General features: G+C 70.5%; 14 protein-coding genes. 11 read left to right on the top strand and 3 right to left on the bottom strand.

Features of this window, described 5'->3' with window-relative positions:
• The first annotated feature begins 39 nt into the window (after window positions 1-39).
• A complete protein-coding gene (locus UA75_RS24490) occupies window positions 40-615 on the top strand; it encodes a TIGR03086 family metal-binding protein (RefSeq protein ID WP_075742268.1) in 576 nt (191 codons plus the stop codon).
• 143 nt (window positions 616-758) lie between these two features.
• Here the strand turns inward: UA75_RS24490 and UA75_RS24485 are convergent, their stop codons facing one another.
• Entirely contained in the window at window positions 759-1,298 is a 540-nt protein-coding gene (locus UA75_RS24485) for a hypothetical protein (RefSeq protein ID WP_075742267.1), read from the bottom strand.
• 478 nt (window positions 1,299-1,776) lie between these two features.
• Between UA75_RS24485 and UA75_RS24475 the strand changes: the two genes are divergently transcribed.
• The gene (locus tag UA75_RS24475) at window positions 1,777-3,105 is read left to right on the top strand and encodes a Gfo/Idh/MocA family protein (RefSeq protein ID WP_232237397.1); all 1,329 of its coding nucleotides are present in this window, start codon (window positions 1,777-1,779) and stop codon (window positions 3,103-3,105) included.
• A gap of 101 nt (window positions 3,106-3,206) precedes the next feature.
• Window positions 3,207-5,294: a beta-galactosidase gene (locus UA75_RS24470; protein WP_075742265.1), complete on the top strand. Its 2,088-nt coding sequence runs from the start codon at window positions 3,207-3,209 to the stop codon at window positions 5,292-5,294.
• A 54-nt stretch (window positions 5,295-5,348) separates the two neighbouring features.
• Here the strand turns inward: UA75_RS24470 and UA75_RS24465 are convergent, their stop codons facing one another.
• Window positions 5,349-6,374, bottom strand: coding sequence for a LacI family DNA-binding transcriptional regulator (locus UA75_RS24465; RefSeq protein ID WP_075742264.1), 1,026 nt, complete (start codon window positions 6,372-6,374; stop codon window positions 5,349-5,351).
• Between the two features lie 266 nt (window positions 6,375-6,640).
• Between UA75_RS24465 and UA75_RS24460 the strand changes: the two genes are divergently transcribed.
• From UA75_RS24460 to UA75_RS24440, 5 genes are all read left to right on the top strand, one after another.
• A complete protein-coding gene (locus tag UA75_RS24460; protein WP_075742263.1) occupies window positions 6,641-6,964 on the top strand; it encodes an L-rhamnose mutarotase in 324 nt (107 codons plus the stop codon).
• Between the two features lie 59 nt (window positions 6,965-7,023).
• The gene (gene rhaI, locus UA75_RS24455; RefSeq protein WP_075742262.1) at window positions 7,024-8,205 is read left to right on the top strand and encodes an L-rhamnose isomerase; all 1,182 of its coding nucleotides are present in this window, start codon (window positions 7,024-7,026) and stop codon (window positions 8,203-8,205) included.
• Window positions 8,206-8,318: 113 nt separating this feature from the next.
• Window positions 8,319-10,373, top strand: a complete 2,055-nt coding sequence (locus UA75_RS24450) for a bifunctional rhamnulose-1-phosphate aldolase/short-chain dehydrogenase (protein WP_075742261.1) — start codon at window positions 8,319-8,321, stop codon at window positions 10,371-10,373.
• A gap of 114 nt (window positions 10,374-10,487) precedes the next feature.
• Entirely contained in the window at window positions 10,488-10,763 is a 276-nt protein-coding gene (locus tag UA75_RS24445; RefSeq protein WP_075742260.1) for a LuxR C-terminal-related transcriptional regulator, read from the top strand.
• Window positions 10,764-11,369: 606 nt separating this feature from the next.
• Window positions 11,370-12,872 carry a rhamnulokinase gene (locus tag UA75_RS24440; protein WP_232237395.1) on the top strand — a complete coding sequence of 501 codons (1,503 nt, stop codon included), beginning with the start codon at window positions 11,370-11,372 and terminating at the stop codon, window positions 12,870-12,872.
• Window positions 12,873-13,178: 306 nt separating this feature from the next.
• On the opposite strand, the gene UA75_RS24435 is transcribed toward UA75_RS24440, so the two are convergent.
• Window positions 13,179-14,486, bottom strand: a complete 1,308-nt coding sequence (locus tag UA75_RS24435; RefSeq protein WP_198044203.1) for an ABC transporter substrate-binding protein — start codon at window positions 14,484-14,486, stop codon at window positions 13,179-13,181.
• 333 nt (window positions 14,487-14,819) lie between these two features.
• Here UA75_RS24435 and UA75_RS24430 point away from each other — a divergent pair, with 333 nt between their 5' ends.
• The 3 genes from UA75_RS24430 to UA75_RS24420 all read left to right on the top strand — a co-directional run bounded on the left by UA75_RS24430 (window position 14,820) and on the right by UA75_RS24420 (window position 20,331).
• Complete coding sequence (locus UA75_RS24430; RefSeq protein ID WP_075742259.1) at window positions 14,820-16,793, top strand: DUF2264 domain-containing protein; 1,974 nt, start codon at window positions 14,820-14,822, stop codon at window positions 16,791-16,793.
• A 358-nt stretch (window positions 16,794-17,151) separates the two neighbouring features.
• Window positions 17,152-18,432: an ABC transporter substrate-binding protein gene (locus tag UA75_RS24425; protein ID WP_157434415.1), complete on the top strand. Its 1,281-nt coding sequence runs from the start codon at window positions 17,152-17,154 to the stop codon at window positions 18,430-18,432.
• A 192-nt stretch (window positions 18,433-18,624) separates the two neighbouring features.
• On the top strand, window positions 18,625-20,331 hold the full coding sequence (locus UA75_RS24420; protein WP_083684143.1) for a glycoside hydrolase 43 family protein: 1,707 nt from the start codon (window positions 18,625-18,627) through the stop codon (window positions 20,329-20,331).
• Window positions 20,332-20,386 lie beyond the last annotated feature (55 nt).

Genomic DNA, 20,386 nt, shown 5'->3' with positions numbered 1-20,386 from the left:
CGCAGGCGCACCCCCCGTGCGATAGCGATGAGGAGAGACATGGAACTGCACCCCATGCTGGCGGCCGGCGCCGACGAGCTTCGTGGAGTGGCCGAGCGGATCGAGCCTGCCGACTTCGCGTCGCCCACGCCGTGTGCGGAGTTCGACGTGCGGGCGTTGCTCAACCACGTCATCTGGGCCACGCGAATCCTGAGCCTCGCGGGCCGGAAGGAACCGTTTCCCACCGACGTCGACTGGTCTGAGGACCAGATGACGGGCGACTGGCGGGCGCGGCTCTCCGACGGGCTGTCCGAGACGGCGAAGGCCTGGAGCGAGCCTGCGGCCTGGACGGGGACGACGGTGATCGCGGGGGGCTCCGAGTTCCCGGCAACCTTCGCGGGCGAGCTGGCCTTCGTGGAGCTGATCCTGCATGGCTGGGACCTCGCCCGCGCCGCGGGACTGCCGTACGACTGCGGCTCCGCGACGGCCGATGCCGCGTTGGCGGTGATGGGCAGGCTGGCCGAACAGGGCCGGGCATCGGGCTCCTTCGGACCGGAGATCGCCGTGCACGACTCGGCCTCGTCGTTCGACCGGGTCCTCGGACTCAGCGGGCGCGATCCGCAGTGGGCCGCCTGAGAGGACACCGGTCTGGGGCGGTGGACCGGTCGGCGCGTGATCTCGTCCTGGGCTGCGTCGTCGTCGCATCGGAACGTAGTCGGCGGTCGTGGTTGGTGCCCCGTCGCGGCACGGGAGCAGCAGCGAAGCGCGCACGACAACAGTCACGAGGGCGCAGACAAAGGCTCCTCATCGAGTCTTCGCGCCAGCTCGTCGTCGACCAGCAGTGCACGAAGTTCGCGCTCGCCGATGCTTATCGGGAGTTCGACGACGGTCGTGACGACGGGCTGGGCCTCCAAGGAGCAGGCTGTCGCCGAACCCGGAGCGCGGGCGAGCGGTGCGATCAGCACGCCATCGTCGTCGGGTCGCGCCCAGATGCCCGCCGCCCGATGACAGACGACGGAGGGCAGGTAGCGGATCACGACGCTGCGGTCGTCCGCGTCGACTGCGATCAGCTCCCACGGCATCGCCACCACGTCGTCGGGCGGGCTGTCCTCGCGCGCCTGGCTGCGGGGCAGCGACTCGATCTCCGTGGCCGAGAGTTCGATCGTGCCTCGGCGCGCCGCCTCGGTGGCCGCCAGGCTCAGCGTGGTGACCAGGGGTCCTGCGGGCGGCTCGGGACGGCCGCAGCCTGCGGCGGCGAGGACTAGCGCGGCGACGGCGAGCGCGGCGACGGCGAGCCGAGTGCTGGGGCGTCGTCTCATCGTCGTACCCCGATCTGGGCGAGCGTCCGGAGCTGCCCGGGGGAGTCGACTTCGATCGTTTCACTCGGTGATCCCGCCGGCTAGCGTCCGGTCCACGGGAGGCGACGGACTTCGCTGTCTCGCCTCGGCTGCCCGCTGGTCCGGAGTCCTGCTGACCCGCCTGCGCGTCTGGCCGCCTGTGGACCCGACCCGGGTCGTCGATACCTCGGACCGACGTCGGGAATCCGTGTCCAGGATGCTGGCGAGGTCGCTCAGCGAGCGTCGTGCGGCCGGCCGGTGACGCGAGGGCGCCCTCGGCTCCGCCGGGGCACGCGGACAGACCCGTACTGCCGGCCGTAATGGGTCGCTTCTCGCCCGGCACCCGGCACACGCTTGCGTGGTCCGAAGGTCGGCCGGTTGAATCCGACGGGGTCGACCGGGCCTGTCAGGACAGGCGTGCAGCCGGGACACGGCCGAGGTGAACAGGGGAGTGGTGCAGGTGAGCGAGGGTGTGACGCCGGTTCGCTATGCGGTCGTCGGAACCGGATCGCGGGCGGACATGTACGTCGACGCGTTGGCTACCCGCTTTCCCGCGAACGCACAGCTCGTGGCCCTGTGTGACACCAACGAGACGCGGATGCGGGTGCACAATCGTCGGCTCGGCGAGCAGCACGGGCTGGCCGCCCTGCCGACGTATGCGCCTGCCGACTTCACCGAGATGCTCACTCGTGAGCGGGTCGACGCGGTGATGGTCTGCACGACCGACAGCGCCCACGACGACTATCTCGTGGCCACCGTCGAGGCGGGACTGCGGGCGGTCACCGAGAAGCCGATGACCACCGACGTCGAGAAGGCCCGCCGCATCCTGGCGGCGCAACAGCGGACCGGCGGCCGGATCGAGGTCACCTTCAACTATCGCTACAACCCCGTCCACCAGCGGGTTCGTGAGCTGCTGGCCGAGCAGGTGATCGGCGACGTCGGCTCCGTGCACTTCGAGTGGCTGCTCGACGTGCAGCACGGCGCGGACTACTTCCGGCGCTGGCACCGCAACCGGGAGAACTCCGGCGGCCTGCTCGTGCACAAGTCCAGCCACCACTTCGACCTGGTCAACTGGTGGCTCGACGACGCACCCGACTCGGTGGTCGGACTCGGGAACCTCTTCTTCTACGGCGCCGAGGGCGGCGCGCGCAACGGCTACGCCAAGGACTACCTGCGGGCTGCGGGCTCGCAGGCCGCTGCGACCGATCCCTTCGCCCTGGACATGGCCGCGTCCCCCCGACTCACCGAGCTGTACCTGGACGCCGAGCACGAGGACGGTTATCAGCGCGACCGCAACGTCTTCGCCGGTGACATCGACATCGAGGACGACATGTCGGTCCTGGCCCGGTACCGGGGCGGGGCCTCGCTGACCTATCAGCTCACCGCCTATGCGCCCTACGAGGGATATCGCGTGTCGTTCAACGGCACCAAGGGCAGGCTGGAGCTCGACGTCCTGGAGAACGACTACGCCCGGTCGCCGCTGGAGCACGGCTCGCGGATGGGAGTGTCGCCCGGTTCGGTGGAGGAGGTCGCGCCAACGCGGACGGCGATCACGCTGCGTCCGCTGTTCCAGCCTGCCGAGGTCCTGCTGGACGAGCCGATGCGCCCCGGTCACGGCGGCGGCGACGACCTGATGCTCGACGCGCTGTTCGGCCCGCCCGCCGCCGACCCGCTCGGGTTGCGCGCGGACCACATCGCCGGGGCACGGGCGTTGGCGATCGGTCTGGCGGCGACGAAGTCCTTCGGCACCGGCGGACTCGTGCGGATCGGCGATCTGCTCCCGATCTGATCGACGACGGCCCGCCGCGACGACGGTTCGACCGTCGTCGCGGTCGGGCGACCGGGACACCTCGACGACACCGCTCGGCGATGACAGGAGCACTTCAGGCAATGAGCACGGATCTGACCGCGCTGCGTCGACGTCTCGGCGGGCCTGCCTACGGCTGTGACTACAACCCGGAGCAGTGGCCGGAGGAGGTCTGGGCCGAGGACATGCGCCTGATGCGGCAGGCCGGGGTCAACCTGGTCAGCATCGGCATCTTCTCCTGGGCGAAGATCGAGCCGAGGCCCGGTAAGTACGACTTCGGCTGGTTCGACCGGTTGATGGATCTGCTGGCGGCCAACGGCATCGGCGCGTGCCTGGCCACCATGACCGCCTCGCCTCCGCCGTGGATGGCCCGGCTGCATCCGGAGACGTTGCCGGTCACCTCGACCGGCGTCCGCCTCGCTCCCGGCTCCCGCCAGCAGTTCTGTCCGTCGAGCCAGGTCTACCGCGACTACGCCGTCCGGCTCGTCGAGCAGATCGCCACTCGATATCGGGATCATCCGGCGCTGGCGCTCTGGCATGTCAACAATGAGTACGGCTGTCACATGAACGCCTGCTATTCGGACGTCTCCGCCGCCGCGTTCCGTGACTGGCTGCGCGACCGCTACGGCGATCTCGATCGGCTCAACCAGGCCTGGTACACCGACTTCTGGTCGCAGGGCTACACCGACTGGGCCGACATCGGGGTGCCCAGCCTGGCGCCGTATCACCCGAATCCCGGGCAGAGCGTCGACTTCGCCCGCTTCACCTCGGATGCGTTCCTCGGCTGCTTCCTCGCGGAGAAGGAGGTGCTCTTCCGACTGACGCCTGACGTGCCGGTGACCACCAACTTCATCACCGACGGTCCCGCGATCGACCTCTTCGACTGGGCAGGCCATCAGGATCTCATCGCCTTCGACGCCTACCCCGACCCCTTCGAGGCAGACAGTCACATCGCCGCGGGTTTTCACTTCGACCTGATGCGGTCACTGCGCCATGGACAGCCGTGGTTCCTCATGGAGCAGGCCACTGCGGCGGTGAACTGGCGGGAGCGCAATGCCATGAAGCTGCCCGGCGCGATGCGGCTGGGCAGCTGGCAGGCCGTCGCACAGGGCGCGGACGCGGTGATGTTCTTCCAGTGGCGCGCCTCGCGAGGCGGCACCGAGAAGTTCCACGCCGCGATGGTCCCGCACACCGGCACCGACACCCGGATCTTCCGTGAGGTCTGCGAGCTGGGCGCCGAACTCGCCTCGGTGCCCGCGCTCGTCGACAGTCGGGTGCGCGCGGAGACCGCGCTGCTGCTGGACTGGTCGAACTGGTGGGCGTTGGAACGCGACTCGCATCCCAGCGTCGACGTCACGCGGCACGAGGCCGAGATGGCGCACTACGCCCCGTTGTTCGAGGCGGGGGTGACCTGCGACGTCGTGCACCCGGACCGGGATCTGTCCGGCTACCGGCTGGTGGTCGTGCCCAATCTCTACCTGCTGAGCGACGCGGCTGCCGAGCGGCTCCGTGACTACGTCCGGGGCGGCGGGCACCTCGTCGTCTCCTTCTTCTCCGGCATCGTCGACGAGAACGACCACGTCCACGCGGGCGGGATGTCTCCGGCGCTGCGGGAGACCCTCGGCGTCTGGGTGGAGGAGTTCTGGCCGCTGCCCGAGGCGGGCACCATCGCCGTCACCGGGCTCGGGGCGGATCGAGTCGGAGCGGTTGCGGCGGCCGACTCCGGCGCGACGAGTGCGCCCGTGACGGGGCGGATCTGGTCCGAGCTGATCCGGTTGGCGGGTGCCGAGTCACTGGCCGAGTTCGCCGACGGCGAGCTGAGCGGCTCGCCTGCGATCACCCGACACCGGTTCGGGGCGGGCACGGCCTGGTACCTCGGCACCCGGCTGGACGCGACCTCGATGCGCGGCCTGTTGGACGTCGTCCGCGAGGCGGCAGGCGTCGGGCCCGACCTCCCGTTGCCCGCAGGCGTCCAGGCGGTCACCCGGCACGCTGCCGACGGCACCCGCTTCCTGCTGCTGCTCAATCACGGCGGCGAGCCTGTGGAGGTGGCGCTGCCCGAGCCGATGACCGACGTCCTCGCTCGGACCGCCGGGCCCGAGGCTTCGCCCATGATCGAGATTCGGCTGCCCAGGCACGGCGTCGCGGTGCTGACGTCCTCGCCGGACTAGCGATTCGCGCGACTGCGGCGCGCCGCCCGCCACCTGACGCCGAGCCCCTCGGCGTCAGGGGCGGTGGCGGCGCGGGTGGCTGGAGTCGCGGACGACCAGTTCGGGGGTGAAGACCGTGTGCTGGTGGGTGTGCTGCTCCGGTGCCAGCGTCTCGGCGATGACCAGATCGGCGGCCGTGCGGCCGATCAGATAGCGCGGCTGCCGGACCGAGGTCAGCGGGACGGCCGCTGCGGCGGCGAAGTCGATGTCGTCGTAGCCGACCAGGGCGACGTCCTCCGGAACCCGGATGCCTGCTCGCATGAGCACCTGGAGCAGGCCCAGCGCGAGGAGGTCGTTCGCGCAGAACACGCCGTCGGGCAGGGCGGGGCCGGCGAGGAGCTGCTCGGCGGCGCGCTGACCCGAGACGACGTTCAGCGCGGGGACCTCGACGGCCCGCAGCGTCTCCGCAGGCCTGCCTGCTCGCGCCAGCGCGCGGCGGGCCCCGGCGAGCCGGTCGGCGCACTGCCGGATCGACTCGGGGCCGGTGACCATGACGAGGTCCTCATGGCCGCCCGCGAGCAGGTGGGTGGTGGCGAGATCGCCGCCGATCACGTCGTCCACCGAGACCGAACAGACGTCCTGCGAGGCGGTCGGGTGGTCGAGCAGCACCACGGAGACGCCTCTGCGCTGGAGTCGTCGTACCGGGTCGAGCGAGTCGCCGACCGGCGTGATCAGGACGGCGTGGGCCCGTTGCTCGGTCAGCAGGTCCAGGTAGCGGCTCTCGCGTGCGCTGGACTCGTCGCTGTTGCAGAGGATCACGACGTGTCCCGCCTCGGTGGCGGAGTCCTCCACCCCTCTGGCGACGTCGGTGAAGAACGGGTTGCCGACGTCGAGCACCACCAGGCCGATCGTCCGCGCGGTGCCGGAGCGGAGTTGTCTTGCGGACTCGTTACGGACGAAACCCAGCTCTTCGATGGCCGCGAGCACCCGATCCCTGGTCGCGGGCGCCACCACGGTGGGCCGATTGAGCACGTTGGAGACCGTGCCGACGGAGACCCGCGCGGCGGCGGCGACCTCCCGGATACTCGCTGTCGGGTTCACCGCGTCTCCCTCGATCTGAATCGTCGTGTCCTGGGCGGAGCGCGGCGCCCGATGTGATGTTGAAACGTGTCAACGTGCGGCGGATGCTCCGCGAGGAGTATGCCTCAGATCATCGTGACCAACCTGAAATCTGTCCGGTTCTTGTCGGAAAAGGTTGACGGTCCTCGCTCCCGTGCCGCAAGCTTGGCCCAAGATGACGGCTTGAAACGATTCATTAACCCGGCTGAAATCGCCGAGGGGCCGACACCGCCGAGGAGGAGTCGAGAGTGACCGAACGGGTGTGCTTCGTGCTCCAGGTGCGAGCCGATCGCCTGGAGGAGTACCGCGAGCGGCACCGCGATGTCTGGCCGGAGATGCGGAAAGCGCTATCCGAGTCGGGCTGGCACAACTACTCCCTCTTCCTGCGCCCGGACGGGATGCTCGTCGGCTACCTGGAGTGCGAGGACTTCGCCGCCGCCAAGGCGGCCATGGACGCCACCGAGGTCAACGCGCGCTGGCAGGCCGAGATGGCCGAGTTCTTCGTCGGCCTCGACGGTGGCAACGCCGACGCCGGGATGCAGGCGATCCCCGAGGTCTTCCACCTGCCGTGACCAGCCAGCCTTCTCGGGGGTCGACGACGATCCCCGGCAGTCCTTCGAGGAGAAGCACGATGACCGACATCGACCCGTCCCGGCGTGCGGCGCTGTTCGACGTCCTGCGCACCCAGCGGATCGAGACGCCCTCCTGGGCGTACGGCAACTCCGGGACCCGCTTCAAGGTCTTCGCGCAGGACGGCGTGCCGAGGAACCCGGTCGAGAAGATCGAGGACGCCGCCAAGGTTCACGAGCTGACCGGTATCGCCCCCAGCGTCGCGCTGCACATCCCGTGGGACCGGGTGGACGACTACGCGGCCCTGCGTGCCCACGCCGACGGCGTCGGCATCACGCTCGGCGCGATCAACCCCAACGTCTTCCAGGAGGACGACTACCGGCTGGGCAGCGTGTGCAGCCCGGACGCCGGGGTGCGTCGCAAGGCCGTCGATCACCTGCTCGAATGCGTGGCCGTCGCGGAGCAGACCGGCTCCTCGGTGCTGTCGCTGTGGTTCGCCGACGGCATCAACTACCCGGGGCAGGACGACCTGCGCGCGCGGCAGGACCGGCTCGCCGAGGCACTGCGCGAGGTCTACGGCCAGATGCCCGAGGGCATGCGGATGCTCCTGGAGTACAAGTTCTTCGAGCCGGCCTTCTACGCCACCGACATCCCGGACTGGGGGACCTCGCTGGCCCACTGTCTCGAACTCGGCCCCGCCGCGCAGGTGCTCGTGGACACCGGGCACCACGCCCCCGGCACCAACATCGAGTTCATCGTGGCCTTCCTCCTACGGGCCGGGCGGCTCGGCGGATTCCACTTCAACTCGCGGTTCTACGCCGACGACGACTTGATCGCGGGTGCGGCCGACCCGTTCCAGCTGTTCCGGATCATGCACGAGGTGGCGCAGGGCGGCGGCCTCGACCGGGCCACCGGAGTCGAGTTCATGCTCGACCAGTGCCACAACATCGAGCCGAAGATCCCGGCCATGATCCGCTCGGTGTGCAACGTCCAGGAGGCCACCGCCAAGGCGCTGCTGGTCGACTCCGCCGCACTGCGCGCGGCGCAGGCCGAAGGCGACGTCCTCGGGGCCAACGCCGTGTTGATGGACGCCTACAACACCGACGTCCGACCCCTGCTCGCCGAGCTGCGTCAGGACATGGGCATCGACCCCGACCCGATGGCCGCCTACCACCGCTCCGGTTACCAGCAGCGCATCGTGGCAGAGCGCGTCGGCGGGAACGCCGCAGGCTGGGGTGCCTGACCGAGCCGCCCGTCGGATCGATCCGGTGCCGCCGGACCTGACGTGACTCGCCACCGCGCCAGCGCCGCGCACGACGACCCGCCCGCCGATCCCGTGGACACGAGAGACGAGAGATGACCACACACCCAGAAGTCGAGAAGCTGCTCCAGCGCTGTCACGAGCTCGGCTCGGACCCGCGCAACACCAACTACGCGGGCGGCAACGCGTCGGTCAAGGCCGACGACGTCGATCCGGTGACCGGGCAGCCCGTCGAACTCATGTGGGTCAAGGGATCGGGCGGCGACCTCGGCACCCTGACAGAGGCGGGGCTGGCGGTGCTGCGCACCGACCGGCTGCGCGCGCTCATCGACGTCTACCCCGGGGTGGACCGCGAAGACGAGATGGTGGCGGCTTTCGACTACTGCCTGCACGGCAAGGGCGGGGCGGCACCCTCCATCGACACGGCCATGCACGGCTTGGTGGACGCGGCGCACGTCGACCACCTGCACCCCGATGCGGGCATTGCGCTGGCCACGGCCGCCGACTCCGAGAAGCTCACCGCCGAGTGCTTCGGTGATCGAGTGGCCTGGGTGCCGTGGCGTCGGCCCGGTTTCCAGCTCGGCCTGGACATCGCCGAGATCAAGCGCGCCAACCCCTCCGCCATCGGGGTCATCCTCGGCGGCCACGGCATCACCGCCTGGGGTGACACCGCCGAGGAGTGCCAGGCCAACTCGCTGGAGATCATCGACACCGCCGAGCGGTTCATCGAGACACGGGGCACGGCCGAGCCCTTCGGGCCCGTCGTCGAGGGCCGGTCGGCGCTGCCCTCGGCACAGCGGCGGGAGCGGGCGGCGGCGCTGTTCCCGGTGCTGCGCGGGTTCGCCTCCACCGATCGACGCCAGATCGGCCACTTCACCGACTCGCCCGCCGTCCTCGACTTCGTCTCGCGCGAGCGGATGCCGGAGCTGGCGGCCCTGGGCACCTCCTGCCCGGATCACTTCCTGCGGACCAAGGTCCGGCCGATGGTGCTGGACCTCGGGCCGGACGCGCCGCTGGACACGGTGATCGATCGACTGCGTGAACTGCACGAGCAGTACCGCGCCGACTACCGCGCCTATTACGAGCAGTTCGCCACCCAGGACTCCCCGGCGATGCGCGGTGCCGATCCGGCGATCGTGCTGGTGCCCGGCGTCGGCATGTTCTCCTTCGGCGCCGACAAGCAGACCGCCAGGGTCGCGGGCGAGTTCTACGTCAACGCGATCAACGTCATGCGGGGCGCCGAGGCGATCTCCCGCTACCAGCCCATCGACGAGGGCGAGAAGTTCCGCATCGAGTACTGGGAGCTGGAGGAGGCCAAACTGCGGCGCCGGCCCAAGGCCAGGCCGCTGGCCACCCGCGTGGCCCTGGTGACCGGCGGTGCCTCCGGCATCGGCCTGGCCACCGCGCGCAGGCTCGTCGCCGAGGGCGCCTGCGTCGTCGTCGCCGACCGCGACGCGGACCGGGCCCGCGAGGCGGCCGAGGAGCTCGGCGCAGGCGCCTACCGCGCTGCCGACGTCGCGATCTCCGTGGCCGTCGACGTCACGGACTCGGCCGCCGTGGACGCCGCGCTCGCCGAGGCCAGCCTGGCCTTCGGCGGCGTCGACCTGGTCGTCAACAACGCGGGGCTGTCCATCTCCAAGCCGCTGCTGGAGACCACCGACGCGGATTGGGACATCCAGCACGGCGTCATGGCGCGCGGCTCCTTCCTCGTGTCCCGCTCCGCGGCCCGCGTGCTCATCGCGCAGGCGATGGGCGGCGACATCATCTACATCGCCAGCAAGAACGGCGTGTTCGCCGGTCCCAACAACGTCGCCTACGGCGCGGCGAAGGCGGACCAGGCTCATCAGGTCCGGCTGTTGGCCGCCGAACTCGGCGGACACCGGATTCGGGTCAACGGCATCAATCCCGACGGGGTGGTGCGCGGCTCGGGCATCTTCTCCGGCGGATGGGGCGCGCAGCGCGCCGCCGTCTACGGGGTGGAGGAGTCCGAGCTCGGCAGTTTCTACGCGCAGCGCACTCTGCTCAAGCAGGAGGTGCTGCCGGAGCACGTCGCGGCGGCGGTGTTCGCACTGACCGGCGGCGACCTGACGCACACCACCGGACTCCACATCCCGGTGGACGCGGGCGTCGCCGCGGCCTTCCTGCGCTGATTCAGGGATGCCCGCGACCGGGAACGGCACCGCAGCACGCCGATCCCGACAGCGACATGACGACCGCAGCACGACGAACGGCGGCGAGGGAAGGCCCAGGACAAGGAGGTCCCCATGGTTGCGTTGGCGGTACGGCCGATCACGGCCGACTCGGATCGGAGCCAGAGCAGGCTCACCCGGCCCGAGCGGGTCATCGAGGTCCGGCTGACCAGGGAGGAGCGCATGATCCTCGCGCTGCTCGCGGACGGCTATCTTCTCGACGGCATCGCCAGGCGGATGTGCACGTCGAACCGGACCCTGCGCAGGCGGATTCGCGGGGTGTGCGATCGGCTGGGCGTGCAGACGCCGATCCAGGCGGTGGCGTGGGCGGCGCGGCGAGGTCTGATCTGAGGGCGGTTCTCGGTCGCTCCTGCTCGTCGCCGCTTCGGCGAGGCGGACGATCGAGCCTCCGGGTGACGGCCTCGGCCGCTCGTCCGAGGCGTCGGGTCGGCGTCGATGCTCGTGGTGCGCTGCCCGATGGCGGCTCACCAGTGGTGCCGCGCTCGGCTGACGGTGCGGGCCCGGCGGATGTTCCGGTCGGGCGCGGTGGTGGCAGGGCCGCGCGTGGCGGCGCCGTGGCCGCGTAGACGGTCGTCGGCTCGACTCGATCACGTCGGCCGGTTCGCCTCGAAGGCGGCCGATGCGGGCGGCGGCGTCGATGCACTCGGCTGGCACGCGACGGCCGATGCCCACCGCATCGGCGGCGGGCCGGCGCGCGGCGGTCAGATCGTGGCGCGTGGCAGCCACCAGCTGAACGGCTTCCGGGTTCTGGGCATTGCAGGCGGAGGGCTCCGACGGCGATGTCGGTCGCCTGCCCTCGGTGCGGGTCGGTACCGGCGCGGCGAGGACGACCGCCGTCGAGGAGACCGACCGGCAGCGCAGGGTCCGCGCGGCCACCCGGCGGCGGGCCGCGTGTACAACGACACGGCAGCAGCAGGCGAGCGGAAAGGATCAGGGGTGAGCACATCGGGTGCGGTCGGCGGCGCGGTGACGGCGACCTGCGCGGCAGTCGACCTCGGCGCGTCCAGCGGACGGGTCATCCTGGGGCGCGTCGGCGCCGGTGAGTTGAGCACCACCGAGGTCGCCCGCTTCGACAACACCCCGATCCGCATCGCGCGCGGCGCGGGACGGGATCGGCTGCACTGGAACGTCCTCGGGCTCTACCGCGACATCCTCGCGGGCCTGCGCATCGCGTCGGCGTCGGCGGAGCTGCACAGCATCGGCATCGACTCGTGGGCCGTCGACTACGGGCTGCTCGACGCGGACGGCGAGCTGCTCGGCAACCCGATCCACTACCGGGACTCCCGGACGGACGGCGTCCTGGACCAGGTGCGTGCCACCCTCGGCGCCGAGCGCATCTATGCGACGACCGGCATCCAGTTCATGCCGATCAACACGTTGATTCAACTCGTCGCCGCCAGAGACACGGCCGCCCTGACTGCCGCGTCGAGCCTCCTGCTGATCCCCGACCTGCTCTGCTACTGGCTCACCGGACAGCGTGGCGCCGAGGTCACCAACGCGTCCACGACCCAGCTGCTCGACGTGCGCAGGCGGGAATGGGCCTGGGAGCTGGTGCGCGCGGCGGGCATCGACGAGACGCTGCTGCCGCCCTTGCGGGAACCGGGGGAGCGCATCGGACTCGTCGACGGCACGGCTCGGGCCGAACTCGGCGGCGGGGAGCTGCCGGTGGTGGCGGTCGGCTCCCACGACACGGCGTCGGCGATCGTCGCGGTGCCAACCGTCACCCGGCGTTTCGGTTACGTCTCCTGCGGAACGTGGTCGCTGGTCGGACTCGAACTCGACGCGCCCGTGGTCTCCGAGGCAGGCCGGACCGCCAACTTCACCAACGAACTCGGCGTCGACGGCACGACCCGATACCTGCGCAACGTGATGGGGCTGTGGCTGCTCCAGGAGTCCCTGCGCACCTGGGCGGACGCCGGTCGACCCGCCGAGCTCTCGGGACTGCTCGCCGACGCGGCCCGCGCCGAGCCCTTCCGCTCGATCGTCGACCCCGACGACCCGAGGTTCCTCGCCCCCGGCGACATGCCCGCGCGCATTGCCCAGGCCTGTCGGGAGACGGGGCAGCCGGTCCCCGAGACCCAGGCTCAGCTCGTCCGCTGCGTGCTGGAGAGTCTCGCCCTGGCCTATCGCCGCACCCTGCGACAGGCCTGTGCACTGTCCGGTCGGGAGGTCGACGTCCTGCACATCGTCGGCGGCGGCTCTCGCAACGAGCTGCTGTGCCGGTTGACGGCCGATGCGTGCGGGATTCCGGTGGTGGCCGGGCCGGTCGAGGCCACGGCGCTGGGCAACCTGCTGGTGCAGGCCAGGGCGGCGGGCGGCTCCGGCGTCGGCGATCTGACGGCGATGCGTGCGCTGGTCGCCGCGACGCAGGAGGTGCGGGAGTACGCCCCGAGCGGAGCTGCCTCGGACTTCGACGCCGCGGCCCGCAGACTGGACTGAAGCGTCCTCGGTCGGGGCCTCGGCGTCGTCTGCTGCCACCCGCATGGTTCCCGTGTCCGGCAGTCCCGGGATTCTGCCGCGGTGTTGACCGGCAGTCGGTTCAGTGGTCCGACCTCGGCGGCGGTGATCGATCCGCCAGGCCCGCCGTGCCGGTCCGGCCACGACGAGACACCGAGGCGTGCGGCCGGTGACTCCTTCAAGCCTGCCTCGCGGCAGCCACCGGTCGGCAGACCCGCCGACGTGCCGGTCCCGTCGCCGCCCGTCGCCCGCCCCACACTCTCGTGGGGCGGGCGACGGAATCGGCGATCAGCTGATCAGCTGCTCGGTCTCGTTCATCAGCAGGGCGGCGCCCTCGTCGACCGTGAGCTCCCCGAAGTTGATCGAGTCGTAGACCCGGGTGAAGGTCCGCTTCACCGAGCCCCAGCCCTGCGGCGGCGCGGAGGGCGCATCGCTCAGCTCGTCGGCCATGCTCTCCTCGAAGTCGAAGAGGATCTTGTCGACCCCGTCGAGGTCTTCGGCCACGGCCGCCCGGACCTCGCTGTTGGGCGGAGTGCCTCGGACGGTGCGCAGGATCTGGCCCGCCTCGACGTCGTTCATCAGGAAGTCGATCAGCCGGGCGGCCTCCTCGGGGTGTTCCGAGCGGCTGCCGATGGCGATCTGGATCGAGGTCGACGCATAGATGCCCGTCTCGCCCTCCTCGTTGCTCGGCCACGGGGCCAGCGCCACGTCCTCGCCCATGGTCGGGAAGAGCGAGGCCGAGCTGCCCAGATAGCTCAGCTCCGCCGCGGACCTGCCGGACACCAGCGGCGAGGTGTCCACCGAGCCGTTGACCTGGCTGGTCACCTCGGCAGAGGTCACCATACCCGCGTCCCGGAGCCCCTGGGTGAAGTTCCAGTAGTCCGCGACGTCCTCTTCGGTAAAGGCGATGCCCTCTTCGGTGTACAGCTCCCGGCCTTGCTGGCGGATGAAGAACTGGAACCAGTCCACCGCCCAGCCGGGATCGGTCAGGCCGACCACCTCGCCGTCGGTGCTGTCGCTGATGATCTCCGAGGCCTCGATGAGGTCGTCCCAGGTGAAGTCGCCGACCTCCGGCGCGTCCAGCCCCGCCTCGGCCCAGATGGTCGGGTTGTAGGCCATCGTCTGGGTGCTGCGACCCAGCGGCACCGCGAATCGGCCCGCAGGCAGCTCTCCCGACCGCAGGCCAGCCGGGTCGACGGACTCGATGTCGATCTCGGTGCCGACGTGCTCGTCGAGGTCCCGCAGCATTCCGCGCTCGGCATACTCCCGCAGGTAGCCGGCGTCCATCTGCACCACGTCGGGAACGTTGCCGCCTGCCACCTGCGTGGACAGCTTCTCGAAGTAGGCGTCGAAACCGGAGAACGACGTGTTCACCGTGATGCCGGGGTTGCGCTCCTCGAACAGGTCGACGGCCTCCTGGGTGGCCTCGGCGCGACTGTCGTTGCCGTACCAGGTGAAGTCCAGCGACACCGTGCCGTCGCCGGACCCGGACCCGCCGCAGCCCGCGAGGACACCGCAGGCAGCTAACAGCGACACCGCCCCGGTCGCCAGGGTTCGGCCGCGTACTCGGCTGTCCCGCGTTCTGGTCGGCATCATCGCCCTCCACGTCGTCGAGCGGTCTCGACGTCGAGACCGCTGCCCTAGCGCCTGTCTTTTATCCCCACTTTCCTGTTGCGCGGGGCCACCGCGGCGATCTGCGGCGTTGTCGTCAGTCAACATAACTCCGTTATGTCTCTTTCCTCCGCCTTGCAGCTCATCCACGCTGATCCCGCTCACGATGGAGGGGGACCAAAGACAGGCCCTTAGATGGGAGGACATCCGACCCCGGTCTGTCGAGCAGATGACCGGATGCGGTCGCGACCCGACGTCTCGCCACTGCGGAGCAGGTCGGGGAGGCACCATCGCGGGAAGCCTTGAGGAGGTCGTCTGTTGTCACTGCCCGACGAGGACCGCGCACTGTCGCCGTTCACCGGTTGGACCCGCACGCACTGGGCTGCGGCGGCCGATCGGATGCTGCTCGGCGTCCGTCCCCATGCCTCACCGACCCAGGCCCTTCTTCGGCTGCCGGGGTCGCCGTCGCGGTCGGGTGAGTGGAGCGACGGTCTGGAGGGCTTCGCCAGGACTTTCCTCACCGCGGCCTTCCGGGTGGCGGGCAGCGGCGGCGTCGATCCGCACGACTTCCTCGGTCGCTATGCGGCGGGCCTGGCCGCCGGGACGGACCCGACGAACCCGGAGCGCTGGCCGACGTTCGCCGAGGCCGGCCAGGCCAAGGTCGAGGCTGCCTCCATCGTGATCGGACTGCACGAGACACGACCGTGGCTCTGGGATCGGCTCGACAGCGGCGTTCAGGAGCGGGTGGTGACCTGGTTGGCGGGCCAGGTCGGCGAGCCCGCGATCGACAACAACTGGATCTGGTTCCAGAACGTCACCGAGGCCTTCCTTCGATCGGTCGACGGGCCCTGGTCGCAGGCCGACCTCGATCGCAACTGTGAGCTGACCGAGTCGTGGCATCGCGGCGGCGGCTGGTACACCGACGGCGGACTGCGCAAGCACGACTTCTACACCGCATGGGCGTTCCACCTCTATCCGCTGTGGTGGTGTCGGATGTCGCCGGATCTGCCGCTCGCGCAGGAGTACCGCCCGGTCTACCTCGACCGGCTCGCCGAGTTCCTGCCCGATCACGCCGCACTGTTCGGCGCCGACGGCGCCCCGCTGTTCCAGGGGCGGTCGCTCATCTACCGGTGGGCCGCCCTCGCACCGGTCTGGGCCGCCGCCGTGTTCGACTCCGGGCCGTTCGATCCCGGTGTGCTGCGACGCTGGGCCAGCGGCACGCTGCGGTACTTCCTCGACCGGGGGGCGCTGGACGGCGCCGACGTGTTGACCACGGGCTGGCATGGGCCGTTCCCGGCGCTGGCGCAGTGGTATTCCGGGCCCGCCTCGCCGTACTGGGCGAGCAAGGGGATGCTCGGGCTGCTCCTGCCAGAGGATCATCCGGTGTGGACGTCGGTGGAGGCGCCGCTGCCGGTGGAGCAGGGTGACTACGAACTCGACCTGCCGGGGCCGGGCTGGCTGGTCTCCGGCACGAAGGCCGACGGCGTCGTGCGGGTGGTCAATCACGGGACCGACCGGGCATCGGACGAGCGACTCGCGCCGGAGCTGCCGATCTACACGGCCTTCGCCTTCTCCACCCACACCGCGGTCCATCTCGACCCTGCGGTCGAGCTGCGGCGGGGTCGAGGACTGGAGGCGATCCCCACGGACTCGGCGGTGGTCTTGCTGGATGCGCAGGGGGAGCCCTCGATGCGTCCGCCGGTGCGCCCGCTCGGCGTGGTGGACGGCGTCGCCTTCTCCCGGCACCGTGCGCACTGGCCCGTCGACCCGGCCGCCGAGACCTTCCGGGTCGGTCCGACCGTGACGGTGGGCTCGGTGCTGCGCGGATCGTGGGAGGTCCGGCTGGTCCGGGTCGAAGAGCCGACCGGAAGCGAGGATCAGGCCGAGGAGTCCGTCACCTCGGCCGGACTGCGGTTACGGGTCAGTGGGTGGCCGTTGGCGAGCGAGACGCCACCCGAGATCGAGACCGCACCCGAGGGCGAGGTGATCCTGGCAGGCGGGCTGCTGGGCCGTGCCGTCGGTCTGCTCGGGCTGGTCGGCGGCGCTCCGCTGCGCCTAGAGGGCGTCTCGGCCGTCGGCCGGTTCTCCGCGGTGTCCACACTGGTCAGTGTCGGTCCGGTGGAGCCGGGACGGATCTATGCCGCGGCGTTCGGTCTGGCCGGGCAGCAGGCTGAGCCGGGGTTGTCGGTGGCCGGGGTGGACGTCGCGGCGGCAGGCGATTCCGGGGCGACGCCCGCCGTCACCGTGCGGTGGAGCGACGGCGTCGCGCAGTCCTTCGACTGGCCGGTGTGAGACGTCCGATGCCGCCGCGACCGCAGCCGAACCCGCCCTCGCCGAGAACCGCGCAGCGCGGGCGGCGACTGCGGTTCGACGACGGTGCCGCGCTGAGTGCGGGATTACCGAGGGCGAGTCGATCCGGTCCGATCGGCCTACTCGGAGTCACCTTTTCGCACACCCATCACACTAATTGTGACTATGGGTTATGAATGGTTGATCCATTCGGCGTAGGTTTCGGTGGGTTTCCCGCCGATGAAATGACACGAACGGGTTACATCCGCTCCCGGTCGTGGAACCCACATGGTCGCTGCTTAGCATCGGTGACCTTAGACAAAACGAATCGTTTTCGACTTTGTGTCGAGAAGGAGGTGCCGTGTCTCGATCACGATGGCAGCGGACTGGTGCGATGGTGATCGCGTTAGCCGTGGGGAGCACGTTGACCGCGTGTGGAGACACCGCCGAGGACGGCGCAGTCGAGATCTCCTTCCACTGGTGGGGAAACGACGACCGGGCTGAGGCCACTCAGGCCGCCGTGGATCTCTTCATGGCCGAGAACCCCGACATCACCGTCTCGGTGTCCTTCGCCGACTACAACGCCTACGTCGAACGTCTCTCCACGCAGGTGGCAGGCGGGAACAGCCCGGACGTCGTGCAGACCGACATGCCGTTCCTGCGTGAGTTCGCCGACCGAGGTGTGCTCGCGGACCTCGGTGAGCACGTCGGCAGCGAGATCGACACCGGCGACCTCCCGACCAGCCTGATCGATGGTGCCAGCATCGACGGCGTCCTCTACGCGATTCCCGCCGGGCAGAACACTCAGACGCTGCTGTACGACGTCGAGCAGTGGGAGGCGGCCGAGGTCGAGCCGCCTTCGGCGGGCTGGACGTGGGACGACTTCGAGGAGGCGGGCAGCCGCATCCACGAGGCGACGGACGGCGAGGTCTACGGCTACAGCGACTTCGGCGGATTCTCCGACTGGTTCGACTTCTGGCTCCGCCAGGACGGGAAGTCGCTGTACGACCCCGAAGGCGCCCTCGGATTCGAGGAGGCCGACCTCGTCGAGTTCTGGACCTGGACCAAGAGCCTCCAGGCGAGCGGCGTGGTGACGCCTGCCGAGGTGACGACCACCTTCAACGGCAGCATCGACACCTCGCCCCTGGTCCTGGGACGGTCGGCGGCCGAGTTCAACTACGACTCCTCGGCGCCCAGCTACCACGCCTCGTCCGACGGCCTGGTCGAGCTGGCCCCGTGGCCGACCGACACCGACAGCACCGGAATGCTCGCCGCCTCCGCCTCGATGTACAGCATCGGCAGCTCCAGCGATCACCCGGTCGAGTCGGCGATGCTGATCGACTTCCTGGTCAACGACGTCGAGGCTGGTCAGGCCCTGGGCGTGGTGCGCAGCATGCCGCCGAACGCGGCGGTCCGTGAGGCGATCGGCACCGATCTGGACGGCGCCAACCAGCAGGTCTTCGACTATCAGGAGAGCGTCGCCGACCTGATGGGCGAGGCGCCCAACGCGCCGCCCACGGGCGCGGGCTCGGTGAAGCGATCGTTCACGGTCATCTACGACTCGTACAACTTCGGCGGGATGTCCGTCGAGGATGCGGCGGCCCAGCTCATGAACGAGGCCCGCCAGTCCCTCGACGGCTGAGCCGGTCTGTCCTCGGCGGTCGGGTCCGGCCCGGCCGCCGAGGACGAGCGGCAGGAACTGATTCGACGAGCGGTCGAGTCAGCCACGACAGTGAACACCATCCGGGATCGCCGGGTGTCCGGAGTCGATCCGCGAACGCCCGGCCGTCTCGTCGAGCGAGAGGCGTGCGTCGTGTCCAACGGTCCAGGGTCGATGTCATCGGCTGCCGAGGAGGGCATCGCGGCACCGAGCGAGGACGACGGCCCGCCGTGGCAGGCCGATCAGGGCGACGGGACGTATCGCAATCCGGTGCTGTGCACCGACCTGTCCGACCCGGACGTCATCCGCGTCGGCGACGACTTCCACCTCGTCGCCTCCACCTTCGCGGCCGCGCCGGGACTGACCATGGCCACCTCGCGGAACCTCGTCGACTGGCGGCTGACCGGTCATGCACTGCCCGCCCAGGAACCGGCCGACGTCTTCGCGCGACCGCAGCCGGGGAAGGGCGTCTGGGCGCCGTCGCTGCGGTTCCACGCGGGCCGCTACCACGTGTTCTACGGCGACCCCGACTTCGGCATCCGGGTGCTCACCGCGACGCGGCCGGACGGCCCGTGGTCGGCTCCGCACCTGATCAAGGCAGGCCGGGGACTCATCGATCCCTGTCCGTTGTGGGACGCCGACGGCTCGGCGTACCTCGTGCACGGCTGGGCGGCCAGCCGGTCGGGCATCAGCAACCGGCTCACCCTGCACCGGATGTCCCCCGATGCGACCGAGCTCCTCGACGAGGGCCGGACGCTGATCGACGGCGACGAGATCCCCGGCTGCCACACCCTGGAAGGCCCCAAGCTCTACCGGCGAGAGGGCTGGTACTACGTCTTCGCCCCCGCAGGCGGCGTCGCCACCGGCTGGCAGTCGGTGTTCCGGGCTCGGTCGATCGACGGCCCTTACGAGCACCGGATCGTGCTGGCGCAGCGGGACACCGAGGTCAACGGGCCGCATCAGGGAGCATGGGTCGACACGCCGACGGGCGAGGACTGGTTCCTGCACTTCCAGGATCGGGGCGTCTACGGCCGGGTGGTCCACCTCCAGCCGATGAGCTGGGGTGCCGACGGCTGGCCGGTCATCGGGGTCGACCCGGATGAGAACGGCTGCGGCAGGCCGGTCCTGACCCATCCCAAGCCCGCGCTTCCCGCCGCCTCGGCCGGGGCGGACGCGACCGTGCCGAGTGCTCAGGACTCGGTGGACGAGCGCTTCACCCCGGAGGGGCTCGGCCCGCAGTGGTCCTGGCAGGCGAACCCGGTGCCGTCCTGGTTCTCGCTGACGGAGGAACCGGGAGCGCTGCGGCTGTTCGCCCGGCCGGACCGGGATGCAGGCGACCTGCGGGCCGTCGGACAGGTGCTCACTCGGCGCTGGCCCGCGGAGGAGTTCGCGGTCACCGTGGACCTGCGACCGGTCGGGCGCAGCTCGGACGAGCAGTGGCGCGGCGGACTCGCGGTCCTCGGCGACGACTACGCCTGGTTGGGCGTGGTGGCCGGGCAGGCGGGCCTGCGCCTGGTGCTGCGGCGCAGGCTGGCCGGGGAGGGCGCCGAGACCGAGCTGGCGGCCCGTGATCTCGGTCCGGTGACCACGGCGACGCTGCGGATGCGACTGGAGGTGTCGTCGGGCGGCCGCTGTCGGTTCGGCGTGGCCGACGGCGACGGCGTGTTCCACCGGCTCGGCACCGGGCCGGACGCGAGCTTCGCTGCGACGGCGGGCCGCTGGGTGGGGGCGAAGGTCGGCGTGTTCGCGGTGGCCGAAACTGGGGCAGGCGGCGCCGCCGCCTCCGCACCGGGTGCCGCCGAGGACTCGGCATACCTGGCCGTCGATCGGATCGTGGTCACGGCCCTGCGGCCTCGGTTCGCGGAGTCTGCCGACCGGTGATGGGAGTGAAGCGGTGACGGCCGTCGACCGGTGACGGCCTCCATCGCGACGGCCT

It is taken from the genome of Actinoalloteichus sp. GBA129-24 (genome assembly GCF_001941645.1).
Taxonomy (GTDB): Bacteria; Actinomycetota; Actinomycetes; order Mycobacteriales; family Pseudonocardiaceae; genus Actinoalloteichus_A; species Actinoalloteichus_A fjordicus.
This window is presented reverse-complemented; position numbering and strand designations above follow the sequence as displayed.

Excerpts from the sequence above, each read along its gene's own strand:
- rhaI (WP_075742262.1), top strand. The coding sequence starts at position 7,024 with ATGACCGACATCGACCCGTCCCGGCGTGCGGCGCTGTTCGACGTCCTG.
- UA75_RS24435 (WP_198044203.1), bottom strand. The coding sequence starts at position 14,486 with ATGATGCCGACCAGAACGCGGGACAGCCGAGTACGCGGCCGAACCCTG.
- UA75_RS24485 (WP_075742267.1), bottom strand. The coding sequence starts at position 1,298 with ATGAGACGACGCCCCAGCACTCGGCTCGCCGTCGCCGCGCTCGCCGTC.
- UA75_RS24450 (WP_075742261.1), top strand. The coding sequence starts at position 8,319 with ATGACCACACACCCAGAAGTCGAGAAGCTGCTCCAGCGCTGTCACGAG.
- UA75_RS24490 (WP_075742268.1), top strand. The coding sequence starts at position 40 with ATGGAACTGCACCCCATGCTGGCGGCCGGCGCCGACGAGCTTCGTGGA.
- UA75_RS24470 (WP_075742265.1), top strand. The coding sequence starts at position 3,207 with ATGAGCACGGATCTGACCGCGCTGCGTCGACGTCTCGGCGGGCCTGCC.
- UA75_RS24445 (WP_075742260.1), top strand. The coding sequence starts at position 10,488 with ATGGTTGCGTTGGCGGTACGGCCGATCACGGCCGACTCGGATCGGAGC.
- UA75_RS24420 (WP_083684143.1), top strand. The coding sequence starts at position 18,625 with ATGTCATCGGCTGCCGAGGAGGGCATCGCGGCACCGAGCGAGGACGAC.